Origin of the sequence: Gilliamella sp. wkB72, assembly GCF_001693745.1 — a bacterium.
Classification (GTDB): Bacteria; Pseudomonadota; Gammaproteobacteria; order Enterobacterales; family Orbaceae; genus Gilliamella; species Gilliamella apicola_E.
In genome coordinates this window covers 26,299-43,953 of record NZ_LZEI01000021.1, presented here as the reverse complement: position 1 = coordinate 43,953, position 17,655 = coordinate 26,299, and the positions used below count along the sequence as shown (strand labels likewise).

The following is a 17,655-nucleotide window of genomic DNA, read 5'->3' as shown; positions in this document are numbered from 1 at the left end:
AGGAAAAACGATGGACTCACAAAACAATTTATCATTTTTAGTTACTTTTGAAAAAACAGTTAACTTTATTCGCAATAGATTCCCAATAATCGCAATCGCAAGCGTAGTGCTTGCATTAGCTAATTCAGTATTATCGTATATTATTTTTGATCCAGCTGCTCTTGCAGCAAGCATGGTCTATTACGCAAATCCAGCTCAAGTTCTTAGTTCATTATTTGGAAAAGTATTGCTTTTATCAATTGTCTTTCTCTTTATTGCTGCCGTGACAATTGGTATTATTTATAATTTAACTACTAGTGACAAATTTGATATGAAATTAGTGTCACAACGCATATTACCTGCTTTTCTAAATCTTGCAGGATTTACCGCTATTTATTTTATTATTTCAATTATAGGAATAATTTTGCTTTCTTTAATTATGTGGATTATCGGAATGATATTACCCCAACAGTTAATTGCTTTATTAACTTTATTGATAGCTTTTGTTATATTTCTTGTATTAAGCATCATTGCGAATTACTTTAGTGCTTCATTAATCGTTCCTGATTCAATGGGATTTTTTCAAAGATTTGTTGGTAGCCATAAATTAGCTGTAACAAAATGGAAAGCACCTTTACTAATGATATTAATTTCTTGTGGTATTACTATCGTTCTAGGGCTTATTAATTACTTATTGGGTAATAATATTATTGTAACGACTATTACTTCAATAGTATCTATGTTTGTTAGTTTCTTTGTATGTAGCTTCTTCTATCGCTTGTACAACGCATCTAATAATGTTGAATTACCGAAACTAGATGATAATAATCAAAACAATCAACAAATCATCTCTTAATTTTTTTAATGTAGTATAGTTTAGTTTAATCCTAAAAATCCCTATTAATGGCAATTAATAGGGATCATCATTCTCACTTATAATAATTCTTACTATTATGACGCCAGCCATTAGATTGCTCAAAAAACATAAAATTAAATTTAATATCCATCAATATCAACATGACGCACAACAAACCCATTATGGACAAGAAGCTGCGGATAAACTTGGATTAGAACTAAATGTTGTTTCAGGTCAGATATTTAAAACACTGATTGTATGCATAAATGGGGACAATAAATCATTAGCAGTCTGTGTATTACCGGTTGATTGTACATTGGATCTTAAACAAGCCGCTAAAATTCTTGATTGCAAAAAAGTAGCATTAGCTGACCCGAATCTAGCACAAAAAACAACAGGTTATTTAGTCGGTGGGATAAGTCCTCTCGGGCAAAAAAAGCTATTACCTACACTTATTGATGATAGTGCTAAACAATATGCAACGATGATGGTATCAGGGGGTAAAAGAGGATTAGAAATCGAAATATCACCGCAAGATTTAGCTGATCAATTAAATGCTAAATTTGCTAAATTAACGGTTTAGATAATAAGTAAAATCGTTTCTAAAAACTCAAGAAAAAATAGATTAAAAAGTTGGAGTTAAAAATAAAGCCATAACGATTAGTTATGGCCTTAAAAAATTCTCTAATAGAAAGCAATAAAATTATTTGATTGCTTCTTTTAAGCTTTTACCAGAAACAAATGCTGGTACTTTGCTTGCTGCAATTTTGATTTCTTTACCAGTTTTTGGGTTACGACCAGTACGAGCTTTACGAGCATTAACTTTAAATGTACCGAAACCAACTAATTGAACTGGCTCACCAGATTTTAATGATTCAGTGATAGAAGCTAAAGTTGCTTCTAAAGCAGTTTTTGCTGCAACTTTAGTAATATTAGCTTTGCTAGCAATAGCATCTACAAGTTCTGTTTTATTCATGGAATATCCTTACATATTTATTTTATTGTTAAAGTTAACATTAATAAACAAAGTTAAAACCCAACTTTGCTTCTGTAAACGTGATTTAGATTACATTGTTGTTAAATGTAGTCTATATTTGCCTAATGTTAAAGAAAAATTTAATAAAAATTAAAAAAATCACGCTTTAACCGCTTTAATTGCTCAAAAAAACACCAATATTGCTAGTTTCTGCAGACCGAATGTCCATTTTCAAGCCTTTAATCAAGTCTAACATTTCATTATTTTCATCACTTAATAAGCGAAAAATTTCCCACTGCAAATCAAATTCCTCAATTACACTAGGCAAAGTTACTTGTTCATCTTCTGAAAGTTCAATATTATCTTTTGTCATTTCAAATTCAGCTACAGTAGTTGCGGAAATAGAGCTAACTTTAGCTGAGTGTTCATCTATTTCACCACTTATATAAGAGTGTAGAATTTCACTAAGAGCCTGACAAGCATCAATAGCAGGGTAAACCATATATGGGCTATCTTCCTTGATGACTGGTATTAACGATTCAAGTTTCTCAAGTTGTAAATCATAATTAATTTTCACATTCTCAACCAATAGTGATTCCCAAATAAGATCTAGAATTTTTTTATATCCTACTGCTGATTGTTCATCTTGTTGTAAATTGCAATAATAAATAAAGTTTGGATACATTCGTTCGCATAGACAAGCCATAAATAAACGCTGCTTCCAAACTGGCAATTTTGCTATTCTTAATTGAATAGGATTTTTAATCATGAATGAAACCTTTTTGACCGTGTGTGTACTGATTCAACTAAATATTGTACATGCTCAATGGGAATATCTTGGTGAATACCATGACCTAAATTAAAGACATGACCATTATGATAGCCAAATTCACTTAGAACTGACTCAACGTTAGACTCAATCGTTTCCTTATTGGCATACAATATAGAAGGATCTAAATTACCTTGTATGGCAATCTTACCTTTTTGTTCTATCTGATTCAAATCCACTGTCCAATCAACACCGATGGCATCAGCCCCTGATTTAGAAATAGTATCGAGCCATAAACCGCCACCTTTTGTAAATAGCGTCACAGGAACATAAGAAGTGATATTCTGGCTTTTCTTACCCCTTTTTAGTTGAGATAAGATAAGTTCCATATAATGCAAAGAAAACGCTCGATAACTTTCATGGCTAAGCACCCCGCCCCAAGTATCAAATATCATAATCGATTGGGCGCCAGCTTCAATTTGAGCATTTAAATACAATATTACACTGTTAGCTAATTTTTCTAGCAGCAAATGTAATGCTTTAGGTTCACAATAAAGCATCTTTTTTATTTTAGTAAAGGTTTTACTACTACCGCCTTCAACCATATAAGTTGCTAAAGTCCATGGACTACCAGAAAAGCCAATTAATGGAACTTTGCCACCTAACTCTTTTTTCGTTAACCCAATAGCATCCATTACATATTTGAGAGATTGTCCTGGATCAGGTATAGGCAATTGTGCAATATCATCTAAACAAGAAATCGTTTTTTTAAATTTAGGCCCTTCGCCTGTTTCAAAATATAAACCAAGTCCCATTGCATCGGGAATGGTTAAAATATCTGAAAAAATAATGGCAGCATCAAGATCAAATCGCCGAATGGGTTGTAAAGTTGCTTCACAGGCAAGTTCTGGTGTTTGACACATCGTCATAAAATCACCAGCTTTAGCCCTAAGCTGCCGATATTCAGGTAAGTATCGACCGGCTTGGCGCATCATCCAAATTGGCGTGTAATCCACAGGTAAACATTGTAATGCACGTAAATAACGATCGTTTTTCAATTGGCTCATCTTTTTAGCTCTATAAATTGTGAGATAGGGTAAATGGGACAGTTCTACATTTAGCTCAAAATAGCTAATTTGATAATTATTTCCGATCTTGAGGCTGCGACAATATACGTTGAGCGTAACAAATCAATGTTTCAGAAATATTTTGCATCACGCTACTTTCTGGAGCAAAGCGATGCCAATACAGCATACGTCTTTGAAATAAGCCTTCCGTTAAATTAACCAATTCACCATTTTTTAACTCTTGTTCAACTTGTAACATTGGTATCATACAACATGCAGAACCTTGTTTAGCCAATTGGACAAAAGCTTCAGATGAACTAGTAATATGGCAAATAACACTACCTGGTGTAAGATTAAAATTTTCTTGCAAAAAGGCTTGGTGCATATCATCCAAATGGTCAAATGCCACTGCAGGCGCTTTTAAAAGCGATGACCGAGTAACACCATTAGGAAAGTATTTTTTAGCAAACTCAGGAGAAGCAACAAAAATATAATCCAATGCCCCTAATAAATCAGATAAACATCCCGGTAAAGGATTGGGTTGAATGCTAATTGCAGCAACGACAGTACCTAAGCGTAGAAGTTCTAACGTATGCTCTTCATCTTTGACTTGAATATCAAAGCGTAAAATATTTTTATCTAAAACTGGTTTTAAAGCGGGTAAAAACCAAGTTGCTAAAGAGTCAGCATTAATTGCAATTGATAATGACAATGGCGTAGTATTTTGCTCATTGTCACCTAACCATTGTTGTTCTAATAATTCAACTTGATGCAATAATCCTAAAAGATGTTCACCTTGTTTAGTCGCTTTTGGAGGAATCGTTCTTACTAATAGTTGCTGACCAAAAAAGCTTTCTAATTGCTTAATGCGTTGCGATACTGCTGGTTGCGTAATACACAATTTGTCAGCTGCTCGTTCAAATCCTCGTTCTTTTATCACTGCATCTAATGCTTGTAATGCTCTATAATCTGGACGCTTCATAATCTCTTTACTAATGATTTGATCTTCGCTTGGTCATTCAAGCTATTTTAATTTTGCAAAAAATTTGAAATAGATCTAAAACCTTATAGATTTTCTTAAAATACTAATGATTTTTGCTTCCCAATTGGGTACTATGCCATATCTTAAACAATTTTGCTTTTAAAATTTTAATTTTTTGATCAAAATTATATTTACACACGGTGATATCATGACACAAGATGAACTAAAAAAAGCAGTAGGTTGGTCAGCCCTTAAATTTGTTAAACCAGATTCATTAGTAGGCGTAGGCACAGGTTCTACTGCGGCTCACTTTATTGATGCTCTTGCAACAATAAAAGATCAGATAAAAGGAACTGTCTCTAGTTCAGAAGCGTCAACCCAAAAATTAAAAAGCTATGGTATTCCAGTTTTAGACTGTAATGACGTTGATAGCTTAGATATTTATGTCGATGGAGCAGATGAAATTAATCATAATATGCAAATGATTAAAGGCGGAGGAGCCGCGTTAACACGTGAAAAAATAGTATCGGCTCTGGCAAAACAATTTATCTGTATCGTTGATGAGTCAAAAGTGGTCGACGTTCTCGGGAAATTTCCACTTCCAGTAGAAGTCATTCCGATGGCCCGTTCTTATGTTGCTCGAGAATTATTCAAACTTGGCGGCAAACCTATCTACCGTCAAGGAGTGGTCACTGACAATGGCAATGTTATTTTAGATGTTCACGACCTTGTAATAGCAAAACCAATGGAATTAGAAGATAGGATTAATAGTATCGCCGGTGTAGTCACAGTAGGGTTATTCGCTAATAAAGGCGCTGATATCGCTTTGGTAGGCACGAGTTCTGGTGTGAAAGAAATAAAAAAATAATAAATTACTTTTTTTAATTAATAACTTTGCATGACAAATTGTTTTAAATATTAAAGATAGAGAGGAAGAAATGGTTGTTCAAGCGTTAACCAAAGATGAAAACAAGTTTCTATTACTTGAAGGTGTCCACCCTAGCGCGATTGAAACACTTAAATCGGCAGGCTTTAACAACATTGAATATCATAAAGGTGCGCTATCCAAATCCGAACTTGAAGCGGCAATTAAAGATGCAAGATTTATTGGTATTCGCTCAAGAACACATTTAACAAAAGATATAATCGATGCAGCCCCAAAACTTGCAGGAATTGGTTGTTTCTGTATTGGAACCAATCAAGTTGAACTTGATGCTGCAACCGTTAAAGGAATTCCTGTTTTTAATGCACCGTTTTCTAATACGCGTTCTGTTGCAGAGCTAGTATTGGCTGAAGCGATTTTATTACTTCGCCGAGTACCTGAAGCTAATGCCAAAGCTCACCAGGGGAAATGGAATAAATTAGCCACAGGTTCTCATGAAGCGCGGGGTAAAAATTTAGGTATCATTGGTTATGGCCATATCGGTAGTCAATTAAGCGTATTGGCTGAATCATTAGGCATGAATGTTTATTTTTATGATATCGAAACTAAATTACCATTAGGCAATGCCAAACAAATTTCATCCATGAAAGAATTACTTGCCATGAGTGATATTGTAAGTATGCATGTTCCAGAAAACTCAACCACAATTAAAATGATTGGCAAATCAGAAATCGACATGATGAAATCAGGCTCTATATTGATTAATGCCTCTCGCGGTAGTGTGATTGATATTGAAGCCTTAACTCAAGCGTTGGAAAACAATAAACTTAGTGGAGCAGCTATTGACGTTTTCCCTAGTGAACCGGCAACTAATAGCGATCCATTCGAATCACCACTGTGTAAATTTGATAATGTCATTATTACCCCACATATCGGCGGTTCAACTACTGAAGCTCAAGAAAATATCGGTATTGAAGTTGCAACCAAGTTGGCAAAATATTCTGATACAGGCGCAACACTTTCAGCGGTTAACTTCCCTGAAGCATCATTACCGATTCCGGCAAAAGGATCTAGTCGATTTATTAATATTCATCACAATCAACCCGGCGTGTTGACTGCAATAAATACGCTATTTGCAGAACAAGGTCTAAATATTTCAGCTCAGTATTTACAGACTGATTCTAAAATTGGTTATGTTGTGATTGATATTGATAGAGTAGAACAAAATAAAGCAGAAGAGTTATTAGTTAAACTAAAAAATGTCACTGGTACAATTCGAGCAAGATTATTGTTCTAATCCACTTTGCTAAGGCGTTCGGGCAATTATTTCCATGTCCGAACGCATAATATTAGGTTTAGAAATTATTCGAGTGTTTCAGATAGATCGTTAATATCAAACCAATTTTAATAAAATTACCACTATTATTAACGTCAAAAACCCCGTTCCTCAACTTTTTTTATATTTTAATGTCTTTTTACTTATCTAAAGGTTTTACTTTTATAACTTTAATACCTTTTTGAATTAATGCGTCGTAATATTTATCATCTAAATTATTGTCTGTAATAATCGTATCAACTGATTCTATATCACAAACGACATTTGGGCTACGCCGCCCAAATTTAGTTGAGTCAACGAGTAAAATCAATTTTGCAGCGGCTTTACTCATCGCCACACTACCATGATAGCTTTCGTTGAATGTTGTCACACCACCAACTACATCAACACCATCAGCACCCATAAATAATTTATCAAAAGTATAAGATTCAAAGGCCGCAATTGCTGATGCATGATTACTATGGAAGGAAGCTGATTTTCGTCGAAATGTGCCACCTGTTAAAATAATGGTTTGATCGTTATCATTAGCTACCAGTTCATTAACCATATGTAAACTATTGGTCATAATAGTTAAATTATTAAACTGGGCTAACATTGGAATCATCTGTGCGACAGTACTGCCTGCATCGAAAATAATTGAATCACCTTCATGGATCAATTTAGCGGCTTCTTGAGCAATCGCTTTTTTAGCAGCAGTATTAATGTAGGTTTTATGATCAATAGCTCTGTCACCGATTTCTCGATTTAGCATTGCTCCACCATAAGTCCGTAAAACTAAGCCACTCTCATTAAGTTGAGTAAGATCTTTCCTTATAGTGGTTCCAGTCGTTTGAAAATGTGCGACTAATTCATCTACACTAACCTGTCCATGATTTTGTAAATATTCTAAAATTGCGGTTTGCCTTTGTTTAACTTTCATGCCAAGATTCCATTATTTTCACAGTAAATAAGATCATTTACTTTGCAAGATAGTATACTTCAATATAAAAGAAAATACTTTTCAAAATAAAAGTTAAATACTATTTATTGCTCGCGGTTAACGCAACTGATAATGCACTTCGCGAAGCAGGATCGTTTGGGTAAATCGTTTCAGGTATAATCTCTTTTGCATTAAGTCCATGTAATTGAGGAATAGTCTTAGGTAATGCAAATACTGTAATGCCCTTCATTTTTACTGAATCAATTACATTTTGGTTTTCATCTAATGAGATAGCAATTAAGACTCTTGGCTTAAACCATTTAGTTTGACTACGACCAACCCCCAAATATCGCCCTTTTTTCATCGCTAAAAAGGCTTGATTAAATCGGCGAATTTGCAACCAACTAAATATGATTTGGACACACCAAGCCATAAGCGCAAAAATAATTAAAGTTGTCGTCATGTTCATGGCTATCTCCATTAATAATTTAGGCTAAATAAAAATGCGAAAGTGATAACAAACACTTTCGCACTTTATTTTAATTAGAACATTACTTGGCCACCAGTAATATTAATTGATTGTCCAGTACAATATGAAGCCTTATCACTTGCATAAAATAATAAGACATTAAGCACATCTTGATAATCACAACCACGTTTAAGTGGCACCTTATCAATATAAACTTGCTCAACTTCGTTTTCTGGAATACCTAATTTTTTAGCGTATTGAGGAATTAATGATTGGAACATTGGTGATTTTAATAAATTACCTAACATTAATGAATTTACAGTAATACCATAATCTGCAAGATCAAGTGCTAATGATTGAGTTAAACCAACACCACCAAATTTAGCAGCACTATAACCAGAATTATGTTTACTACCAACTTTACCTGATTTTGAATTTATTTGAATAATTCGTCCAGCCGTTTTATGTTTGAGCATTAATTTAGCAAACTCACGAGCACACAAAAAGTAACCAGTAAGATTAACATTTACTGATAATTGAAAATCGCTTAAAGCAAAGTTTGTAATAGGAGCTGCTTTAGCAACACCTGCACTATAAACCATTAAATCAGCTCGGTTAAATGTATTATCAACATCTTGTGCAAGCTTAATCACACTCTCTTCATTTGTTGCATCAACACCAAAGCCTTTTGCGGTACCGGCTCCATGTTTCTGATTGATAGCATCTGCTACCTTATTTGCATTTTCAATATTTAAATCAGCAACAGCTACATTATAACCAGCATCAGCAATCCCTTTACATAAAAACTCACCTAAAGTTTGTCCTCCACCTACAACAACTGCAACTTTTTTCATTCTTTGTTCCTTAATTAGTTAAAATTTTAATTTCATCACCCACAAAAAGTTGATTTGGAATGTCACCTTTTACATGGATAGTTCCCGGTAATTCTGCTTGGCTACTACCGTCAAACCTTAATGTGATATGCCCTAATTCACGAAAATTAGTGCTAGCAACATCGCCAACGGAGGTAATTTGAAAAGTATGTTTGCCAATTTGAAATACTTGCCCTACTTGTAGATCTTGTTTTAAATCATCATGACTATGTACAAAACAGTAATCAGCTAAGTCTGATGGCGCGCCATTTTTAAATAGTATTAGCATGCCATCAGCCAATGCATCTGGGGCAAACTCACCAATTTGATTAATTTTTGATTGATAGATAACATTCGACATCGTTAACCTTCTTTAATTTTTAGTTGAAGCGAAATTTTCAAATTTCACTGTTTGCTAAAGAGGGATGATGTTCATCCCTAAATACTTAAATATGTCTATTGATAGATAAATAATGACACTGCCCAAGCGATTAATACGGTTGGTGCACCAGTTAAAAATCGACTTACTAGAACCGAAGGAACACCTACACGAACAGTATCTTGTTTTGCTTCTGCTAGTGATAAACCGACAGGGATAAAGTCACATGCAGCTTGAGCATTTATGGCAAACAATGCTGGTAGTGCTAAATGAGGTGGAATATTACCTAACCCAATTTGTACACCAACTAATGTACCGATAACTTGCGCGATTACCGCGCCAGGACCTAAGAACGGTGAAAGTAATGGGAAAGAACAAATTAATGCTAATATCACTAAACCAAGTGGATTATCTGCTAAAGGAACTAATCCATGGGCAATGAAGTCACCTAATCCAGATGCAATAATGATCCCGATTAAGGCTGAAACAAATGCCATGAAAGGTAAAATCGTTTTGAGAACAGTATCAATAGTATCTCGGCCAGCTTGGAAAAAAACTGCTACACCAGACCCCATACCGATACCAATTTTGGCTAATAAGCCATCACTTTGTTCAGTGATTTTTTTACTACTGTCATAATCTTTAAATTCTGACGCTTTAGTATTTGCTTGAGCTGTTTCTCCTACAACATCACCTTCCTTTTCAATTAGTTTGATATTGTTTGGCTTAACAGCAGAAACATAAATGTCTTCGACAATATATTGTGCAAGTGGTCCTGATTTACCAGTTGCGTGGATGTTGATAGTTGGTATTCGATTTTTTGGATAAATACCACAACGGAGAGTACCACCACAGTCAATTACAGCAACGCCTATTTCGTCTTTTGGTGGTTCACCTTCTTTAAAACCATCAATTGCTTCCCAACCAGTTAGTTCAACTAAAGTATCGACTATTGCTGGTCTAGTACCAGCTGCAATGTAAACAATTTTTTTACCAGCAACAATTGGAAGCTCTAATGGACCACCCCAACCTGCTTCACCTTTTTCAATATGAATATATTTAGCCATTTTATTTTCCTTATATCGTGATAGATAATTGTTATAAATGAACTTTTCTATCTAGTTTAATTCCCATTTTTTTCTCAAAAATGGCTGTACAAAAGTCAGTAATCCAACCTCTAAAGAAGTTAGTAACTAAACCGACAAGGAAATAACTAACAGCTAATGGACCTAATGGTAAATTTAATGTAGTTAATCCAGCAGCAACCCCTAAATAAACAAAAAGTTCGCCAGGATTTACATGTGGAAATAAACCATTCATTGAGTGGCAGCTATAAGAGGATGCTGCATAATAGCTAGGTTTGTAAAACTCTGGCATAAAGCGGCCTAAGCTTAGTGTCATCGGATTACAAAATACAAATGTACCAATTAAAGGAAGTAATAAATAACGTGAAACAGGGTTACCCGCACAAGCTTGAGCTAAACGTTCAATACGGTCTTGTCCAATAAATTTAATGACCGCATTCATAACTACTAACAATGAAATTAATAAAGGTAAAATCGAGGTGACCATCCCGACTAACACTTTACCGCCTTCTTGGAATAAACCGATAAACCACTCGGCTCCAAATGAAATTGTATCAATCATATTTTCTCCTATTGATTTAAATTGCAAAGAAATATTAGCAATTATGAAATCAAAAAAACTTTAACTGGATCACAATTTGAAACATTTTCTTTTATTTTGAAAGAAATATTTTAAACAATAGAAAAAAATGGGGTAATTAATCATTCATAGATAGTTGATATAGCAGTAATAGTTAAAAATAGCTCATTTTGATTGGACTTTAATAAAGAGTTGGCGTAATTTGGTGTTAGTTAAATAATCATTTAATTCACCTATAGGAGAATATTACATGGCTAAAAGTACTACAAAAAAAAGCACAACGGCTTCGAAATCATCAACAGCTCCAAAAGTTTTAAAAAATGTAAGTTCTGCCAAAAGATTACAACAATCTGCAATTTTATTTCCAACTGATTTAGGCCAAAAAGCTTCAAAAGATATTTCTGGCGCAATGAACTCTGTATTAGCAGATGTGTTTGCTCTATATTTAAAAACTAAAAACTTCCACTGGCATGTCAGCGGTCCACATTTCCGTGATTATCATTTAATGTTAGATGACCATGGTGAAGAACTATTTGCAATGACAGATCCAATTGCTGAACGTGTACGTAAATTAGGTGGAACGACTTTACGTTCAATTGGTCATATTTCTAAATTACAAAGTATTTCAGACAACAATGCTGATTTTGTTGAACCATCAGATATGCTTGCTGAACTTTGTCAAGATAACATCAAACTTACAGAACGTATGCGCGTAGCACATGATATCTGTGACAAATATAACGATACCGCAACAGCTAGTTTAATTGAAGAGTGGATTGATCAAACTGAAAGACGCGCATGGTTCCTATTTGAAACAGGTCGTAGAATGGACTCATCAGGACACTAAAGCTCTGTGAAGTTCTGTAATTATCATAAATAAGAGACACTCATGGTGTCTCTTATTTTCAATTTAAGAGGAACCAAAAATGAGTAAAAAAATTGCAGTACTTGTTGGTAGTTTACGTAAAGATTCCTATAACTTAAAAGTAGCCAAAGTTTTTCAACAAATTGCGCCATCATCACTTTCACTAAATATCATCCAAATCGGTGATTTACCTTTATATAACGAAGATATTGATACTGATACACCGCCACAATCCTATAATCGTTTTCGCCAAGAAATTGCCAATTGTGATGGTGTGATTTTTGTTACACCAGAATACAATCGCGGATTACCCGCTGTCATAAAAAATGCACTTGATGTTGGATCACGCCCTTATGGTAAAAGTGTTTGGTCTAAAAAGCCAGCCGCTGTGGTTTCAGTATCACAAGGCGCTATTGGTGGCTTTGGTGCTAATCATCATTTACGACAATCTTTAGTTTTTCTTGATATGCCTACCCTACAACAACCGGAAGCTTATATCGGTAATATTGGTACAGCTTTTGATGAAAGTGGCAATATTAACGAAAAAACCAAGTCTTTTCTTTCATCAATCATTGAAAGTTATGCTAAATGGGTTGAACAGCTAAGTTAATAATGATTTATTTTAATATCCACAACCAATATAATTGATTGTGGATATTATTAAATTTATTCGAAACAGATGCTAAACTTTTATCCTTCTAATGAACAAGAGTTATTGAATCGAGCAGAAATGGCCGCTGGCTATAGCTTTGCTGAGATAGCTCAATATGTCAATATTCCTATCCCTGCTAATCTTAATAAACAAAAAGGATGGGTAGGCAATCTGATTGAAACTTATCTTGGTGCGAATGCCGGCAGTAAAGCAGAACAAGACTTTTCTAATTTAGGCATTGAACTAAAAACAATTCCAGTCAATAAAGAAGGTAAACCATTAGAAACTACTTTTGTTAGTGTTATTCCTTTAATGGCTAATCATGGTGTGATTTGGGAAACCAGCCATGTTAAATACAAGCTTAGCAAAGTACTTTGGATCCCGATTGAAGGGGAAAGAAGTATACCTCTTGCAGAAAGAAAAGTTGGAAAACCAATACTTTGGACACCAACTTTAGAACAAGAGCAACAACTTAAACAAGATTGGCAAGAATTAATGGATATGATAGCACTTGGTCAAGTTGAAAAAATCACCGCGCGGTATGGCACCTATTTACAGATCAGACCTAAAGCTGCCAATGGAAAAGCTTTAACTGAAGCCATTGGTGAAAATGGCGAGATTATTTTAACTCGCCCAAGAGGGTTCTATCTTAAAAAGTCATTTACTTCACAAATCCTACAGAATTCCATTGATCATTTAAGTTAAGAAGAAATGATCATTTAATTTCAATCACCCTTATTTTTTTAGCCTTACAAAATACTCCTTTTTTCGTTAAGAAAAAAACCATTTCTTTTATTTTGCAAGAAAATCAAATCTACGTCACATTTTTGCACATTAGTGATTTACTTTGAGCATTTGTGCATATAAATTCATTTAAACATTTGTGAAGCAACAAGAGAATTTGTGAAAGAGGTGTGAGATGAACTTTATATTAGCGGGTCATGGAAACATTGCCGTGGAAATGAAAAATAGCATTGAAATGATAGCTGGTGAGTACCCAAATGTACGGGCTATCACTTTTCAATTAGGTGATGGTATTGAGACATTAAAAGACAAATATCTAAAAATTATTAATCAATCAACTGAGCAACCATTCATCATTATTACTGATATTTTTTCAGGTAGCCCTTATAACGCAGCGGCAATATTGGCAATGCAATCAGAAAACATCGAAGTCATAAGTGGTTTATCCTTACCACTTTGTTTAGCGTTATTACATCTTGATTACTCCTCAATTAGCCTTGAAGAAACTTTTGAACAACTTAATGACATGAAATCCGATTTCATCAAATCTTTCAAAAAAATAGCTAAAAATATCGCTGAAGAAGAGGAACTTTAAATGATTATAAATTTAGTACGCATTGATGACCGTTTAATACATGGTCAAGTCACAACAGTTTGGACCAAAGAAGCAAAAGCAGAAAGAATCATTGTTGTTAGTGATGAAGTTGCTAATGACGAAATCCGAGCCACATTAGTTAAACAAGCTGCACCTCCTGGAATTAAAGTTTCTGTTGTGAGTATTGAAAAAGCGGCAGCGGTTTATAAAAACCCAAAATATGAAAACGATACCGTGTTTTATCTTTTTACCAATCCAACCGATATTCTGCGATTAATCGAACAAGGTGTACCAATTAAGAGTATCAATATTGGTGGTATGTCTTTCAAAGCAGGTAAAAAGCAGATTACTAAAGCGGTGTCAGTGGATGAAAACGATGTATCGGCATTTAGAAAGATGCATGAGATGGGAGTTGATCTTTGCTTAAAAGTGGTAATTACCGATCCTAACGTCGATTTTATCAAGCTGCTTGAACAAGAATTCCCTATTAATTAATAGGAATAAACAAGGAGGCAAAAAATGGAAATTTCATTATTTCAAATTGTATTAATATTCATCTTCTCTTGTATAGCAGGTATGGGAAGTGTGCTTGATGAGTTTCAAACTCATCGCCCATTAATTGCCTGTACCGTCATAGGCTTAATATTAGGTGATATAAAAACAGGTATCATTTTAGGTGGTACGCTTGAATTGATTGCATTAGGCTGGATGAATATTGGTGCGGCACAATCACCTGATTCAGCACTGGCTAGTGTTATATCCGCGATATTAGTTGTAGTAGGTAAACAAGATATTCAAACTGGAATCGCAATCGCCCTCCCCGTTGCAGCAGCGGGTCAAGTTCTAACGGTATTTGCAAGAACAATCACGGTTGTCTTCCAACATGAAGCTGATAATGCCGCAGAAAAAGTTCAATTCAAAAAAATAGAACTTTTACATTATAGCGCACTTTTTGTACAAGCTTTACGAGTAGCAATACCAGCAACATTGGTCGCCATTTATGTTGATGCCAATACCGTTAACACCTTATTAAGCATGTTGCCAGATATTGTTACTGGTGGTCTTGCTGTTGCGGGTGGATTTATTGTGGTAGTTGGTTATGCAATGGTATTAAACATGATGATGGTTAAATATTTAGCACCTTTCTTCTATTTAGGCTTTGTTCTTGGAGGTTACTTAAACTTCAGTTTACTCTCATTCGGTATTTTAGGCGTTATTTTTGCCACCATTTATGTCCAATTAAATTCAAAGTTTAACACGACTAAAAATAGCGAAAAAAGTATTGTGGCAAATTCAATCATTGCTGATGACGAGTTAGACGATTAATAAATAAGGATTCTATTATGAAAGAAATGTTAAATACCATTCAAAAGAAAGATATTGTTAGTACATTTATTCGATCTAATTTTCAACAAGCATCTTTCAACTATGAACGAATTCATGCCTTAGCTTTCTGTGTGGATATGATTCCTACAATCAAACGAGTATACAAAACCAAAGAGGAGCAACGTGAAGCATTAAAAAGACATCTAACGTTTTTCAATACGACTCCAGCAATGTGTGGACCCGTTATAGGCGTTACCATGGCAATGGAAGAAGCTAGAGCAAATGGTGCTGATATCTCTGATGGCACAATTAACAGTTTAAAAGTTGGTTTAATGGGACCGTTAGCGGGAGTGGGTGATCCATTAGTATGGGGAACCTTACGTCCAATAACTGCAGCGCTTGGGGCATCACTAGCACTAACCGGAAATATAGCTGGGCCATTACTGTTTTTTATCTTATTTAACTTAATTCGACTTGCCATGAAATGGTATGGATTAACGTATGGATTATCTAAAGGAATCGGAATTGTTAAAGATCTTTCAGGTAATATTCTTCCAAAATTAACAGAAGGCGCAACAATTTTAGGCCTATTTATCATGGGTGTCTTAGTCACAAAATGGACCTCCATAAATGTCCCACTTATTGTATCCCAAACGACCGGCATGAATGGAGAAGAGGTCATTATGACAGTACAAGGCATTCTCAATGACCTTGTACCAGGATTATTGCCATTAGCGTTAACACTTTTAATGATGAAATTGTTAAGGAAAAAAGTCAGTCCAATAATTTTAATCTTTGCATTATTTGCGGTAGGTATTATTGGCTATGGTTTAGGTATTCTTGCTAAAGGTTAAAGCGTTAAAGAAATAAAAAATTGACCGTTGAAAATGAATAAAAAGGTTTAAAGCAATTACCGAGAACTTTATTAATAGTAATTTGATTTCTTGAAATAAAAACGCTTTAAACCTTTTCCTAAATAAATTTAACCAAATTAGAGAATTAGAGGAATATATGAAAACTCAAGCAGTTAGACTGTATGGAAAAAATGATTTGCGATTGGAGTCATTTCAACTTCCTGAAATTACTGATGATGAAATTCTAGTTACAGTCATTGTAGATAGTATGTGTATGTCTTCATTAAAATTAGTCAATCAAGGTGAAAATCATAAAAAAACGCCACCCGACTTAAAAAATAACCCCATTATTATTGGACACGAATGCTGCGGTGAAATTATACAAGTGGGTAAAAAATGGCAACATAAATTCAAACCAGGACAAAAATATGTCGTTCAGGCCAATTTACAACTTTCTGATAGCCCATATTGCGTAGGTTATTCTTATCCTTATACTGGTGGTTGTGCAACTTACATGATAATTAACCATGATGTACTAAAACAAGACTGTTTGATTCCTTATGATGGACAAACTTATTTCGAAGGTGCGTTAATTGAACCATTGTCGTGTATCATTGGGGCATTCAATGCTAATTTTCATTTAAAGCCAAATAGTTATGAACATATTATGGGCATTAAGCCTAATGGTAATCTGATTATTTTAGGTGGTACGGGCCCTATGGGTATGCTAGCAATAGATTATGCATTAGGGGGACCCATCGCACCTAAAAAGGTTGTCGTAACTGGTCGTAGCAAAGAGAAAATAGAACATCTAAAAAACCTTTATCAATCTCGTAATGGTATTGAATTAGAATTTGTGGATATTTCTAATGTCGATGATCAAGCGAAATTATTAAAAGATAAATCCACCACAGGAAGTTTTGATGATGTTTTTGTTTTTTTACCTTCTCAAGAGTTAATTCAACTCGCCTCTCAACTATTAGCGATTGACGGTTGCCTTAACTTTTTTGCTGGACCCCAAGATAAAAACTTTTCGGCTGAAATTAACTTTTACGATGTCCATTATAACTTTACCCATATCGTTGGCACTTCAGGCGGTAATACTAATGATATGCGAGAAGCGGTGAAACTAATCGAATCAGGTTCGGTAGATGTGGCAAAAATCGTAACTCACATTATGGGTATAGACCAAGCAAGTAAAGTCACTCAAATACAGGATCAGATTAAAGGTGGAAAAAAATTAGTTTATACCCATAAAAAGTTTGATCTTAAATGCATAGAATCATTAGATAAAAATGCGGATGATATTACTTTACAAAAAATACTCTCTAAAAATAATGGTATTTGGTCAAAAGAAGCTGAAGATTATGTTTTAAATTATTTTCCTGATATTGATTCTTGATTTATACTTTATTCAAATCAAGATGACATTTATTTGTGACATCTTGATTTGAATAAAAATATGGA

At 34.4% G+C, this 17,655-nt stretch carries 22 protein-coding genes; 12 read left to right on the top strand and 10 right to left on the bottom strand.

Translation table 11 applies throughout. The features are described from left to right. Nucleotides 1-10 precede the first annotated feature (10 nt). The gene (locus tag A9G07_RS10265; RefSeq protein ID WP_065735029.1) at nucleotides 11-835 is read left to right on the top strand and encodes a hypothetical protein; all 825 of its coding nucleotides are present in this window, start codon (nucleotides 11-13) and stop codon (nucleotides 833-835) included. 97 nt (nucleotides 836-932) lie between these two features. Beyond that, nucleotides 933-1,418: a Cys-tRNA(Pro) deacylase gene (gene ybaK / locus A9G07_RS10260; protein WP_065562007.1), complete on the top strand. Its 486-nt coding sequence runs from the start codon at nucleotides 933-935 to the stop codon at nucleotides 1,416-1,418. A gap of 120 nt (nucleotides 1,419-1,538) precedes the next feature. On the opposite strand, the gene A9G07_RS10255 is transcribed toward ybaK, so the two are convergent. From A9G07_RS10255 to A9G07_RS10240, 4 genes are all read right to left on the bottom strand, one after another. Continuing rightward, nucleotides 1,539-1,811: an HU family DNA-binding protein gene (locus tag A9G07_RS10255; RefSeq protein ID WP_065562006.1), complete on the bottom strand. Its 273-nt coding sequence runs from the start codon at nucleotides 1,809-1,811 to the stop codon at nucleotides 1,539-1,541. Between the two features lie 175 nt (nucleotides 1,812-1,986). After that, the gene (locus tag A9G07_RS10250; RefSeq protein ID WP_065735028.1) at nucleotides 1,987-2,580 is read right to left on the bottom strand and encodes a YjaG family protein; all 594 of its coding nucleotides are present in this window, start codon (nucleotides 2,578-2,580) and stop codon (nucleotides 1,987-1,989) included. Continuing rightward, nucleotides 2,577-3,647: a uroporphyrinogen decarboxylase gene (gene hemE, locus A9G07_RS10245; protein ID WP_065562004.1), complete on the bottom strand. Its 1,071-nt coding sequence runs from the start codon at nucleotides 3,645-3,647 to the stop codon at nucleotides 2,577-2,579. Before hemE ends, A9G07_RS10250 begins: the two co-directional genes overlap by 4 nt. Before the next feature lie 76 nt (nucleotides 3,648-3,723). Then, on the bottom strand, nucleotides 3,724-4,629 hold the full coding sequence (locus A9G07_RS10240; RefSeq protein WP_065562003.1) for a LysR family transcriptional regulator ArgP: 906 nt from the start codon (nucleotides 4,627-4,629) through the stop codon (nucleotides 3,724-3,726). 208 nt (nucleotides 4,630-4,837) lie between these two features. Between A9G07_RS10240 and rpiA the strand changes: the two genes are divergently transcribed. Continuing rightward, entirely contained in the window at nucleotides 4,838-5,497 is a 660-nt protein-coding gene (gene rpiA, locus A9G07_RS10235; protein WP_065562002.1) for a ribose-5-phosphate isomerase RpiA, read from the top strand. A 70-nt stretch (nucleotides 5,498-5,567) separates the two neighbouring features. Then, on the top strand, nucleotides 5,568-6,809 hold the full coding sequence (serA, locus tag A9G07_RS10230) for a phosphoglycerate dehydrogenase (protein ID WP_065735027.1): 1,242 nt from the start codon (nucleotides 5,568-5,570) through the stop codon (nucleotides 6,807-6,809). 178 nt (nucleotides 6,810-6,987) lie between these two features. On the opposite strand, the gene srlR is transcribed toward serA, so the two are convergent. The 6 genes from srlR to srlA form a co-directional block, all read right to left on the bottom strand. Continuing rightward, on the bottom strand, nucleotides 6,988-7,767 hold the full coding sequence (gene srlR, locus A9G07_RS10225; RefSeq protein ID WP_065735026.1) for a glucitol operon DNA-binding transcriptional repressor SrlR: 780 nt from the start codon (nucleotides 7,765-7,767) through the stop codon (nucleotides 6,988-6,990). A 100-nt stretch (nucleotides 7,768-7,867) separates the two neighbouring features. Beyond that, nucleotides 7,868-8,236, bottom strand: a complete 369-nt coding sequence (locus A9G07_RS10220; protein ID WP_065561999.1) for a transcriptional regulator GutM — start codon at nucleotides 8,234-8,236, stop codon at nucleotides 7,868-7,870. Between the two features lie 74 nt (nucleotides 8,237-8,310). After that, complete coding sequence (gene srlD / locus A9G07_RS10215; protein ID WP_065561998.1) at nucleotides 8,311-9,090, bottom strand: sorbitol-6-phosphate dehydrogenase; 780 nt, start codon at nucleotides 9,088-9,090, stop codon at nucleotides 8,311-8,313. Nucleotides 9,091-9,100: 10 nt separating this feature from the next. After that, a complete protein-coding gene (gene srlB, locus A9G07_RS10210) occupies nucleotides 9,101-9,469 on the bottom strand; it encodes a PTS glucitol/sorbitol transporter subunit IIA (protein ID WP_065561997.1) in 369 nt (122 codons plus the stop codon). A gap of 95 nt (nucleotides 9,470-9,564) precedes the next feature. After that, nucleotides 9,565-10,554, bottom strand: coding sequence for a PTS glucitol/sorbitol transporter subunit IIB (gene srlE, locus A9G07_RS10205; RefSeq protein WP_065561996.1), 990 nt, complete (start codon nucleotides 10,552-10,554; stop codon nucleotides 9,565-9,567). Nucleotides 10,555-10,585: 31 nt separating this feature from the next. Then, nucleotides 10,586-11,134 carry a PTS glucitol/sorbitol transporter subunit IIC gene (gene srlA / locus A9G07_RS10200; RefSeq protein ID WP_065561995.1) on the bottom strand — a complete coding sequence of 183 codons (549 nt, stop codon included), beginning with the start codon at nucleotides 11,132-11,134 and terminating at the stop codon, nucleotides 10,586-10,588. 268 nt (nucleotides 11,135-11,402) lie between these two features. Here srlA and A9G07_RS10195 point away from each other — a divergent pair, with 268 nt between their 5' ends. The 8 genes from A9G07_RS10195 (at nucleotide 11,403) to A9G07_RS10160 (ending at nucleotide 17,590) form a co-directional block, all read left to right on the top strand. Continuing rightward, nucleotides 11,403-11,999 carry a Dps family protein gene (locus A9G07_RS10195; RefSeq protein ID WP_081299444.1) on the top strand — a complete coding sequence of 199 codons (597 nt, stop codon included), beginning with the start codon at nucleotides 11,403-11,405 and terminating at the stop codon, nucleotides 11,997-11,999. Nucleotides 12,000-12,078: 79 nt separating this feature from the next. Beyond that, nucleotides 12,079-12,627, top strand: coding sequence for an NADPH-dependent FMN reductase (locus A9G07_RS10190; protein ID WP_065735025.1), 549 nt, complete (start codon nucleotides 12,079-12,081; stop codon nucleotides 12,625-12,627). A 69-nt stretch (nucleotides 12,628-12,696) separates the two neighbouring features. Then, on the top strand, nucleotides 12,697-13,374 hold the full coding sequence (gene mutH, locus A9G07_RS10185; protein WP_176701504.1) for a DNA mismatch repair endonuclease MutH: 678 nt from the start codon (nucleotides 12,697-12,699) through the stop codon (nucleotides 13,372-13,374). Between the two features lie 214 nt (nucleotides 13,375-13,588). Further along, a complete protein-coding gene (locus A9G07_RS10180; protein ID WP_065735024.1) occupies nucleotides 13,589-14,008 on the top strand; it encodes a PTS sugar transporter subunit IIA in 420 nt (139 codons plus the stop codon). Continuing rightward, nucleotides 14,009-14,503: a PTS system mannose/fructose/N-acetylgalactosamine-transporter subunit IIB gene (locus A9G07_RS10175; RefSeq protein ID WP_065561991.1), complete on the top strand. Its 495-nt coding sequence runs from the start codon at nucleotides 14,009-14,011 to the stop codon at nucleotides 14,501-14,503. Between the two features lie 24 nt (nucleotides 14,504-14,527). Next, nucleotides 14,528-15,334 (top strand): PTS mannose/fructose/sorbose transporter subunit IIC, encoded by an 807-nt coding sequence (locus A9G07_RS10170; RefSeq protein WP_065561990.1) that lies wholly within the window; start codon nucleotides 14,528-14,530, stop codon nucleotides 15,332-15,334. 17 nt (nucleotides 15,335-15,351) lie between these two features. Beyond that, complete coding sequence (locus A9G07_RS10165) at nucleotides 15,352-16,188, top strand: mannose/fructose/sorbose PTS transporter subunit IID (RefSeq protein WP_065561989.1); 837 nt, start codon at nucleotides 15,352-15,354, stop codon at nucleotides 16,186-16,188. A gap of 157 nt (nucleotides 16,189-16,345) precedes the next feature. Continuing rightward, complete coding sequence (locus tag A9G07_RS10160) at nucleotides 16,346-17,590, top strand: zinc-binding dehydrogenase (RefSeq protein WP_065735023.1); 1,245 nt, start codon at nucleotides 16,346-16,348, stop codon at nucleotides 17,588-17,590. Nucleotides 17,591-17,655 lie beyond the last annotated feature (65 nt).